The sequence below is a fragment of the Kitasatospora sp. NPDC059722 genome, from assembly GCF_042733235.1.
In the GTDB taxonomy this organism is placed as follows: domain Bacteria; phylum Actinomycetota; class Actinomycetes; order Streptomycetales; family Streptomycetaceae; genus Kitasatospora.
The window spans coordinates 194,371-200,064 of the sequence record NZ_JBHWGD010000004.1; the positions used below are offsets into that span (position 1 = coordinate 194,371).

Annotated in this window: 7 protein-coding genes; 2 read left to right on the top strand and 5 right to left on the bottom strand. The window is 72.6% G+C overall.

Features of this window, described 5'->3' with window-relative positions; genetic code table 11:
- Window positions 1–138: 138 nt before the first annotated feature.
- Window positions 139–531 (bottom strand): hypothetical protein, encoded by a 393-nt coding sequence (locus ACFV4F_RS04335; RefSeq protein ID WP_380447061.1) that lies wholly within the window; start codon window positions 529–531, stop codon window positions 139–141.
- A gap of 207 nt (window positions 532–738) precedes the next feature.
- On the opposite strand from ACFV4F_RS04335, the gene ACFV4F_RS04340 reads away from it, so the two are divergent.
- Window positions 739–1,116, top strand: a complete 378-nt coding sequence (locus tag ACFV4F_RS04340) for a hypothetical protein (RefSeq protein WP_380447063.1) — start codon at window positions 739–741, stop codon at window positions 1,114–1,116.
- On the opposite strand, the gene ACFV4F_RS04345 is transcribed toward ACFV4F_RS04340, so the two are convergent.
- Both ACFV4F_RS04345 and ACFV4F_RS04350 read right to left on the bottom strand, forming a co-directional pair.
- Window positions 1,086–2,027 (bottom strand): NADP-dependent oxidoreductase, encoded by a 942-nt coding sequence (locus tag ACFV4F_RS04345; RefSeq protein WP_380500380.1) that lies wholly within the window; start codon window positions 2,025–2,027, stop codon window positions 1,086–1,088. The genes ACFV4F_RS04340 and ACFV4F_RS04345 overlap by 31 nt on opposite strands.
- 31 nt (window positions 2,028–2,058) lie before the next feature.
- Window positions 2,059–3,513, bottom strand: a complete 1,455-nt coding sequence (locus ACFV4F_RS04350) for a DHA2 family efflux MFS transporter permease subunit (RefSeq protein ID WP_380500381.1) — start codon at window positions 3,511–3,513, stop codon at window positions 2,059–2,061.
- 94 nt (window positions 3,514–3,607) lie between these two features.
- Here ACFV4F_RS04350 and ACFV4F_RS04355 point away from each other — a divergent pair, with 94 nt between their 5' ends.
- Window positions 3,608–4,354 carry a TetR/AcrR family transcriptional regulator gene (locus ACFV4F_RS04355; protein WP_380500382.1) on the top strand — a complete coding sequence of 249 codons (747 nt, stop codon included), beginning with the start codon at window positions 3,608–3,610 and terminating at the stop codon, window positions 4,352–4,354.
- 44 nt (window positions 4,355–4,398) lie between these two features.
- On the opposite strand, the gene ACFV4F_RS04360 is transcribed toward ACFV4F_RS04355, so the two are convergent.
- Window positions 4,399–4,983 (bottom strand): hypothetical protein, encoded by a 585-nt coding sequence (locus ACFV4F_RS04360; protein WP_380500383.1) that lies wholly within the window; start codon window positions 4,981–4,983, stop codon window positions 4,399–4,401.
- 102 nt (window positions 4,984–5,085) lie between these two features.
- A partial coding sequence (locus ACFV4F_RS04365) for a family 16 glycoside hydrolase (protein ID WP_380500384.1) occupies window positions 5,086–5,694 on the bottom strand: 609 nt, incomplete at its 5' end.

Consider the following 5,694-nt stretch of genomic DNA (forward strand, 5'->3'; position numbering starts at 1 on the left):
TCTCCAGAGGTCTGTGTGTTCTTGTGTTTGGGTCTTGGCGCGGGGTGTGTGTTATTTGCCTTGTGGGTCACTGAACGGGGGGGGGGTTGGTGGGCCCCCGCCCCCCCCCGCCCCCCCTCAACCGGGGCTGCCCCGGCCTCAGCCCGTGATCGGCTTCAGGGCGGTGGTCATCATCGCCGCCATGCCCGAGCCGCCGTTGTAGGAGCCGACGGTGGCGTCGTTCAGGGCGTTGACGATGTCGTCACCGGCGACCTGGTTGCCGTTGCCGACGATCACGGTGTCCCAGTTGCCGCCCGCCGCCTGGGCGGCGTCCATGGCGCCGCCGGCCACGCCGCTGGAGCCGTTGTGCGAGCCGACGGTGGCGTCGTGGCCCGCGTTGATGATGTCGTAGCCCGCGACCTGGTTGCCGTTGCCGACCACCACCGTTCCGTGGTTGCCGCCGGAGACGACCTCGGCGCTCGCGACGGTCGGTACGGCGGCGATGCCGGCGGCGGCGAGTGCGGCCAGCGCCCAGGTGGTGTGACGGTGCATGATGATTCTCCGATCTGTCAGAAAATATCCCTTTTGAGGGGCGAGGGTGACAGTAGGCGCCGCTCCTGCCGGGGTGGGCGATGGTCCGCCGGTCGTGGTGTGTCGGACGGGTCGGGCGGGACCGGTCGGGTGAATCGCGTGGTGAAGGGCCCCGCCTGCGGGGGCTACGATCGGGGCTCCTTCCGACCGGCGATCTGGAGCTCACCGATGCGCGTGGACCGACTTCGCGGGCGGGCCCGGCTGACCCGGCGGGCCCGGCTGCCGCGGGCATCCGTGGCAGCCGCGGCGGTCGTCGCCCTGGCCGCCACCGCGGCCGCCTGCGGGCCGAACAACGACGCCTACGTGGCCCTGCAGAACGTGATGAAGTCCCACATCACCACCCAGGACCACCGGCCGGTCGGTTCGGTCTCCTGCACCCCGCACGTCCACGGCACCGTGCGCGGGGAGACCGTTCACCTGCGCTGCCAGGTCGACTTCGCCGACGGGACGGCGTACACCGCCGACGCGGCCATCCACGACCAGAACTCCGGCGGTACGCACAACCGGCCCGACACCTACTCCTGGGACAGCCCGCCGCCCGAGTGACGCCGGGCGTCGGGGCCGATCACCAGCACGAGCTTCCCCCGCAGGCCGCCGCTCTCGCCGGCCCGGTGCGCGTCCGCTATGTCGGCGAGCGCGAAGGTCCGAACGGCGGGGAGGGTGAAGCGCCCGGCCTCGATCAGCGGGCCGATCGAGCGGATGGCGTGAAGGGCGCGGCCGTCGTCGCCCCGGCTGAACCGGACGCCGTGCTCCCGTGCGCCGGCGAAGTCGGCGATCGTCACGACCTGCCCGGGCCCGCCCGTCAGCGTGATGAGGTCGGGCAGCCCGCTCCCGGCGGCGTCGAGCGCGAGGTCGACCCCGTCGGGAGCCACCGCCCGGACTCGTTCGACGAGCCCGGGTCCGTAGACGACGGGCTCGGCCCCGAGGCCGCGCAGGTAGTCGTGCCGCGCGAGGCCGGCGGTCCCGATCACGCGCGCACCGCGCGCCACGGCGAGTTGGACGGCGGCGCTGCCGATCGTTCCCGAGGCGCCGTGGACCAGCAGGACGTGTCCGTCCGCGACGCCGAGCTGGTCGAGTACTCGGGTGGCCGTCTCGACGGCGGCGGGCAGTGCGGCGGCGGCCGGGAAGTCGAGCGGTCGCGGGATCGGCGCGCAGCAGGAGAGCACCGCGAGTTCGGCCTGGGCCGCGCCGGCCGTGCAGAGGCCGAAGACGCGGTCGCCGATCGCGAAGTCCTCAACGCCTTCGCCGAGTTCGTCGACGATGCCCGCCGCCTCGTGGCCGAGGGCCTGGGGGAGTGCCTGGTCCATCTCGCCCCGGCGCTTCTTCCAGTCGCTGGCGTTGACGCCCGCCGCGCGGACGGCGATGCGGATCTCGCCGGGGCCCGGATGCGGGTCGGGCAGGTCGACGATCTCCAGGACCTCGGGGCCGCCGAAACGGCTGAACTGTGCTGCCTTCATGGTGTTTTCCCTTGCGTCGGTGGGTGCGTGCTCAGCCGTGCGCCTGCTGCGCGTGCCGGGGCAGCAGCCCCACCAGTGCGAAGACGATCAGGTTCAGGCCGGCGGTGATGGCGAGGACGAGTTCGGCGGCGTCGATGCTGGAGTGCGGCGAGCCGTGCCCGGCGCGGGCGAAGAACACCGTGCCGAGGGCGGCCACGCCGATCGCGCCGGCGAACTGCTGGACGGCGTTGAGGGTGCCCGCGCCCGTGCCGACCTCCTCGGTCGTGGCGTCGCCGAGGATGTAGTCGACGAGCGGGACGAAGACCATGCCGGAGCCGAATCCGGTGAGCAGGAGCGCGGGCGCCAGCTTCCAGGCGGAGAGGTCGGTGCCCCAGTGGGCGGTGGACCACCACAGCGCCAGCAGGCCCGCGACCGCGATCGCCAGGCCCAGGTGCAGGGCGGTGCGCCCGAGCCGCACGGCCAGTGACCGGCCGGCGAGGAGGACGGCGAGGGCGGTGCCGAGGGCCCACGGGATCAGCGTGAGGCCGGTGTGCAGCGGCGACCAGCCCAGGCCCTGCTGCAGCAGCAGGTTGACGGTCAGGACGAACGCGCTCAGCGCGGCGTAGAAACCGCCCGAGACCATCAGGCCGACGACGAAGCCGCGCTTGCGGAACAGCGACGGCGTGATGACCGGGTGCGCGCTGCGCCGCTCGAAGCGCACGAACAGGGCGAACAGGACCGCCGCACCCGCCATCATGGCGTAGCTCCAGGCGGGCCAGCCGTGCTCGCGGCCCTGGATGAGCGGGACGATCAGCAGTGCCGACGCGGCGGTGAGCAGCCCGACGCCGACCGGGTCGAGGCGGGCGGAGCGGTCCTCGCCGCCGTGCGCGGGCAGCACGCGCCAGGCGATCGCGAGGGCGATGACGCCGAAGGGGATGTTGATCAGGAAGATCGGGCGCCACTCGCTGCCGAAGAGGTTCAGGTGGAGCAGCCACCCGGCGAGGATCGGGCCGGCGACGGTCGCCAGGCCCATGAGGGGGCCGATGGGCGTCAGGGCCTTGCGCAGCTGGTGGGGCGGGAAGACGATCTTCACCAGGGCCATGCCCTGCGGGATCATGACCGATCCGCACAGGCCCTGGAGCGTGCGGGCGGTGATCAGGAGGGCCGGGTTCGGGGCCAGTCCGCAGGCGAGCGAGGCCAGGGTGAAGCCGGTCAAGCCGAGCAGGAACAGTCGCCGGCGGCCCAGCAGGTCACCGAGCCGTCCGGACGTGACGAGGCCGAGGGCGAAGGCGGCGGTGTAGGCGCTGAGCACCCACTGGAGCGTGGACTCGCTGCCGCCGAGGTCGGCGCGGATGGAGGGGCCGGCGAGGTTGGCGATGCTGGCGTCGATGAGGTCCATGACGTCGGCGAGGAAGACGACGACCACGACGAGCCACGCGGTGCGCGGGGGCAGCACGGTGCTGCCGGTGGTCGCGGGGGATCGGGAAGTGAGCTGGTCAGTAGACACGAACACCGTTCTACAGCAGATCGGTGTTCTGTTCAATACGAACACCGTTCTTAGTGGCGTGGAACACCGTTCGCAGGTTGGTTAGACTGCTCGCATGGCACCCACCCCGCAGGAGCGACGCGCAGCGCGGCACCAGCTCGGCACCGACACGGACGCGCCGGGCGTCCGGCGCGGGCCGTCCGCCGGACGCAAGAGGCCGATCACGGTCGAGGCGATCATCAGCATGGCGTTCGCGATGATCGAGGAGGAGGGCTTCGAGGCCCTCACCATGCGGCGCCTCGCGACGGCCCTGGAGACCGGGCCGTCCTCGCTCTACGCACACGTGGTGAACAAGGACGACCTGGACGAGCTGCTCATCGGCCGCCTGTGCGCCCGGATCGACCTCCCGGAGCCGGACCCGGCCCAATGGCGGCAGCAGATCACCGGCGTCTGCACCCAGCTCCGGGACCAGTACCTGCGCTACCCCGGCATCTCCCGGGCCGCCTTCGCCGCCGCCCCGTCGGACCTCGACACCCTCCGGGTCGGCGAGGGCCTGCTCGCCATCCTCCTCGCCGGCGGCATCCCCCCGCAGGCCGCCGCCTGGGCCATGGACTCGCTGATGCTCTACGTGAACGCGTACAGCCTTGAGCTCTCCATGGCCGGCAAGCGCCACGAACGCGGCGACGGCGCGTGGGTCGTCGAACGCGACGAACTCCTGCGCCGCTTCGCCGCCCTCCCGGACGCCTACCCCCAGACCCGCCGCTACGCCGAGGAGTTGACGGCCGGCACCACCCACGACCGCTTCGACTTCACGCTCGGCCTGATGCTCGACGGCATCGAGCGCGCGCGGTCCGGCCAGTAGGACGAACGGCGCGCAATGCGGCCGCCCGGCCGCGAGCAGGAGCCCTACCAGCCCCACTCCAACGGGCCGACCGGCTGCAACCCGGCCTGCCGGGCCAGCCATTCGGCGCGCTCCACGTCGCCCTGCCGGAAGTGGACGAAGACCGTGTGGTCCTCGGCGGGCACGTCACCGAACACGTCCCGGCTGTTGAGCGCGATCTGGACGTAGGCGTCCTTGTTGCGGACCGCCAGGCCGAGCTCCGGAACCGCCGGCCAGCTGAAGCAGTCCCAGTCGATCGAACCCGGACCGGACCCGATCACCCCGAAGAACGCCTCCTCGATGGACCCGACCGGCAGCCGTTCGAGGATCAGCGAGACGGGGAGCAGCGCCGCCACGTCCGGGTCCCCCGCCACGACCATGCGGCGGACGTCGTCGTTGGACTCCGGCCGGTACGGGTCGTCAGGGGCGATCGTGGCCGTCGGGAAGGCGGCCGCCATGCGCTGCGCCTCTGCGAGTGTGAGGGCCTCCGTCTCCGCGCTGACGTTGAACGAGTCCATGGGGATCGCGAGGTTCAGCAGCCGCTTGACGGCACGGTAGGCGGTCGGCAGATCGGGGGTCCGCAGGACCGGCAGGGCGTTCGAATTGCTCACGCCGGGCAGTCTGGCAGACCGGGTGCCCCGTGATCACGTGGGTTTGCGCCCCGCGCCGTCGCCGGAGCAGTCCGTCGAGGTCGCGGCAGTGGGCGGCGGACGTTACTGCGTCGGCTCCACCGCTATGTCGCTGAACACCGCCTGGGCGTCCTCCGTGTAGGCGCCGATGCTGCCGCTCGGGTACGGGCGTTCCTCGTCGTCGTAGGAGACCAGACCCTTGCCGTCGACGCTCACGTCCAGGTGGGCACCGCGCTGGACCACCGTGACGTCGGACCAGTCGCCGACGGGGAACTCCTCGGCGGCCGTCGCCAGGAAGCGCTGGCCGCCGGGGTAGGCGGGGTCGCGCTTGCCGAGCTCCCAGCCGTTGGGCTTGAGGATGAGGTAGTAGAAGTGGTCCGGGTCGGTGTACGCCCACACCAGCCACGGCACCTCCCAGGGGTTGGGCGTGGGTGTGCGCAGCTGGGCGACGGTGCGCATGCGGGCCTGGAGGCTCATGTCCCCGTACTGCCGCGTGGAGACGATCAGTCCGGCGTGGGTCTCGTCCGGCTGCCGCGCCGGCTTGGGGGAGAGGGCCAGGCCGTTCGTGAAGCCGGTGTTCGCGCCGTGGCCGTCGAAGACCGACCGCCAGGGGCCGGGGGGGGGGCGCGCGGCGGCGCCCGCGCCCGCGCCGCGGCCGCGCCCCCACCCCCCGCCCCCAGGCCCGCGCGGGCG

Bases quoted from the DNA above. Each gene is read 5' to 3' on its own strand.
- ACFV4F_RS04340 (WP_380447063.1), top strand. From the start codon at position 739: ATGCGCGTGGACCGACTTCGCGGGCGGGCCCGGCTGACCCGGCGGGCC.
- ACFV4F_RS04345 (WP_380500380.1), bottom strand. From the start codon at position 2,027: ATGAAGGCAGCACAGTTCAGCCGTTTCGGCGGCCCCGAGGTCCTGGAG.
- ACFV4F_RS04355 (WP_380500382.1), top strand. From the start codon at position 3,608: ATGGCACCCACCCCGCAGGAGCGACGCGCAGCGCGGCACCAGCTCGGC.
- ACFV4F_RS04335 (WP_380447061.1), bottom strand. From the start codon at position 531: ATGCACCGTCACACCACCTGGGCGCTGGCCGCACTCGCCGCCGCCGGC.